At 46.7% G+C, this 3,483-nt stretch carries 3 protein-coding genes; 2 read left to right on the forward strand and 1 reads right to left on the reverse strand.

What is annotated here, in order from left to right:
- Positions 1 to 169: 169 nt before the first annotated feature.
- The gene (locus tag ACWA6V_RS19310) at positions 170 to 448 is read right to left on the reverse strand and encodes a hypothetical protein (RefSeq protein WP_449524020.1); all 279 of its coding nucleotides are present in this window, start codon (positions 446 to 448) and stop codon (positions 170 to 172) included.
- On the opposite strand from ACWA6V_RS19310, the gene ACWA6V_RS19315 reads away from it, so the two are divergent.
- Both ACWA6V_RS19315 and ACWA6V_RS19320 read left to right on the forward strand, forming a co-directional pair.
- A complete protein-coding gene (locus ACWA6V_RS19315) occupies positions 447 to 1,991 on the forward strand; it encodes an endo-1,4-beta-xylanase (protein WP_449524021.1) in 1,545 nt (514 codons plus the stop codon). The genes ACWA6V_RS19310 and ACWA6V_RS19315 overlap by 2 nt on opposite strands.
- A gap of 80 nt (positions 1,992 to 2,071) precedes the next feature.
- Positions 2,072 to 3,483, forward strand: a 1,412-nt coding sequence (locus ACWA6V_RS19320) for a family 43 glycosylhydrolase (protein WP_449524022.1), incomplete at its 3' end; no start/stop codon positions are given.

Genomic DNA, 3,483 nt, shown 5'->3' on the forward strand with positions numbered 1-3,483 from the left:
AAAACAAAAAGGCGAATCCACTGTGATTCGCCTTTTTATTTGGCGGAGCGCCGTTTACATTTCTAAATGCGGTGATTGATGTACAACATGACCATCTTATGGTGTAATTGACTACAACAATAAACCATAAAGATGAGATCATCACCATGAGACACGTTCAACGCGCTGTTTACCTATCGCTAATTGCTCTCGGGCTTACTGCCTGCGGCGGGGGCGGAGGTGGAAAATCAACACCTGCGTCATCGACACCTGCTTCGTCAATGGCACCTGGATCAGTTGCGGCTTCTTCTGTAGCTGTATCATCAACACCAGCGTCGTCCACACCTGCATCATCTGTAGCACCAAGCTCCGTCGCTGCATCCTCGATTGCACCTTCGTCTACCCCGGCATCATCTATCGCTGCCAGCAGTTCCAGCTCAGCCGCAAACACCGTTATTACGTTAGGCATGACCAGCGGTTGGCGTGGCAACGGTAACGGCAATACCGGTATTACCTACAACAGCGATGGTGTCAGCTTTAATGCAAGTGGCGACGACATAGGTGCAGTGACCGATATCGCCGCACCAATCCAGTTGGAGGATGCCATCATCACTATGGTGGTTAATGTGAGTAGCGAATTCAAAGCTAGCGGCGCCAACCTGCAACCTTTCGCACAAATAAAAGGCGGAAGCTGGGCGGGTGAGTGGAATTGTTGGGCAGGCAACGAATTGTTCACTGCCGGCACCGATGCCACGATTACCTGTACCGTTGCAGAAGCCGACAAAAAATTCGACCAAACCGCAAGTGATGTGCAAATCGGCGTGCAAGCCAAAACTTCACCGACGGGTGTCGTTACCATCAAAAGCGTCACTGTCACACTCAAACAAAGTGCAAGTAGTAGTTCCAGTGTTGCTTCATCCAGCGCGACCAGCGTTTACTCAGCGAATGTAAACAGTTTGCGCGAATTGGCAACTTTTCCAATAGGCGCAGCAGTGTCTAATACGGATTCACCTACCTACAACATTTTGACGAATGCATCTGAAAAAACTGTGGTGGAAAAACATTTTGACCAGATGACTGCTGGCAACATTATGAAAATGAGTTACCTGCAACCAACACAAGGTAATTTTTCATTCACCAATGCCGATGCATTTGTCGATTATGCTGTGAGTAAAAATATCAATATCCACGGCCATGCATTGCTGTGGCATTCGGATTACCAAGTGCCTGGATTTATGAAAAACTGGAGCGGTTCTGCTGCCGATTTCATCACCGCCGTAGAGACCCATGTCACTACCATCGTTGATCACTATGAAGCTAAAGGCGGTGTAGTGAGTTGGGATGTAGTGAACGAAGCACTCAATGACAACAGCCCATCCAATTTCCGCACTGACTCGGCGTTTTATACCAAGAGTGGCAATAGCGCCGTCTATATCGAAAAAGCATTTCAAGCGGCGCGCGCAGCTAACGCCAATGTGACCCTCTACTACAACGACTACAACATCGACCAAAACAATGCCAAAACCACCAAGCTGATTGAAATGCTAACCGACTTCCAGGCGCGCAATATTCCAATCGATGGTGTGGGCTTCCAAATGCATGTATTTATGGATTACCCGAGTATTGCAAGCATCAGCGCTGCGATGAAAAAAGTGGTTGATAAAGGTCTCAAGGTAAAAATTACTGAATTGGATGTTGCCGTTAACAATCCTTACAGCGGTGGCTGGCCGGGCAGCAAAATCAGTACCTTTACTCAAGCCGTTGCGCTTACTCAGAAAAAACGTTATTGCGAAATTGTAAAAGCCTATCTGGATACAGTGCCCGCCAATTTGCGTGGCGGTATCACCGTGTGGGGTACAACCGATGCAAGCACTTGGTTAACAACCGCAACTTCACAATACAACGGTGAGGCCATTGCATGGCCCTTGTTATTCGATAATAACTACAATGACAAACCAGCACTGCGCGGTTTTGCCGATGCTCTGCAAGGCAACGCTTGCACCAATCTGTAAGCGCTTGTAGTAAACACAGACCAACACTATGGGTAGCTACGCAAGTAGCTACCCATTTTAATTTTAAGAGTGAGGAAAAAATGAAAGCCACCCAATCAATCGCACTTTTATTCGCAAGCTGCTTAACGATCAGCAACACCAACGCAACAAGCGTCGATTTTTATCAATTTACTTATGAAGGTAAAGATACCGTTTTTGCACAAAAGCCCGAACAAGGAAAATTCCAAAACCCGATCATTGCAGGATTTTATCCTGACCCGAGCATTACCCGCGCAGGTGATGATTACTATTTAGTGACCTCTTCTTTTTCCTATTCACCCGGTGTACCGATTTTTCACAGCAAGGATTTGGTCAACTGGAAATCTCTCGGCCATGTATTGGTTACCCCCAAACAATTACCGCTATATAAGCAACAAACATCGCGGGGCATTTACGCACCGACTATTCGCTACCACGATGGAACATTTTATTTGATCACCACACTGGTTGATGTGCGCGGCAATTTTATTGTCACGGCCAAGAATCCCGCTGGCCCCTGGTCTGACCCGATTTTATTGCCGGAAGTGGGCGGCATAGATCCGGATATTTTTTTCGATGACGATGGGCGCGTGTATATCGCCCATAACGATGCCCCTGTCGGTGAGCCTCTCTATGAAGGTCATCGCGCGATTTGGCTGTGGGAATTTGATCCTAAAGCGAAAAAAGTGATCAAAGAATCGCGCCGATTGATTGTGAATGGTGGCACCGATCTGGCCAAAAAGCCGGTGTGGATTGAAGCACCGCATATCTACAAAATTAACGGTTGGTATTACTTGCTCTGTGCAGAAGGCGGTACGGGTTACGAGCATAGTCAGGTTGCGTTTCGCACCAAAGATTTAACCAAACCTTTTGAGCCCTACACTGGCAATCCGATCCTGACCCAACGCGATCTGGATATTAATCGCCCTAACCCCATCACCACTTCCGGACATGCTGATTTAATTCAAACCAAAGAAGGTGAATGGTGGGCAGTATTTTTAGCGACGCGTGCTTATGATAAAACTGCCTACAATACTGGGCGCGAAACTTTTTTATTGCCGGTTAGCTGGAAAAATGAATGGCCGATTATTTTGGAGCAAGGCAAAGAAATACCCTACCAACTTAATTCACCAAAAATATCAGCCATTACCAAAAACGCAGAACCCACTACAGGTAATTTTATCTGGCAGGATAATTTTTCCGGCAAAGCACTACAGCATCAGTGGGTCAGCTTGCGCACTGCAGACTCGCTATTTTATACATTGAAAAATAACCGTATCCAATTGCAGGCATTAAATGTAGGTCTGGACGAACTGGAACAACCAGCATTTCTTGGGCGTCGCCAGCAACATACACGTTTTAGTGCAAGTACCCAATTGGATATACCAGCAGAAAAAACTTCCGCTGGCATAGTCGCCCTACAAAGCGAGACAGCACATTATTATTTCGGAGCAACGACCATTAATGGCAAAAC

Source organism: Cellvibrio sp., assembly GCF_053579595.1.

Excerpts from the sequence above, each read along its gene's own strand:
- ACWA6V_RS19310 (WP_449524020.1), bottom strand. The coding sequence starts at position 448 with ATGCCTAACGTAATAACGGTGTTTGCGGCTGAGCTGGAACTGCTGGCA.
- ACWA6V_RS19315 (WP_449524021.1), top strand. The coding sequence starts at position 447 with ATGACCAGCGGTTGGCGTGGCAACGGTAACGGCAATACCGGTATTACC.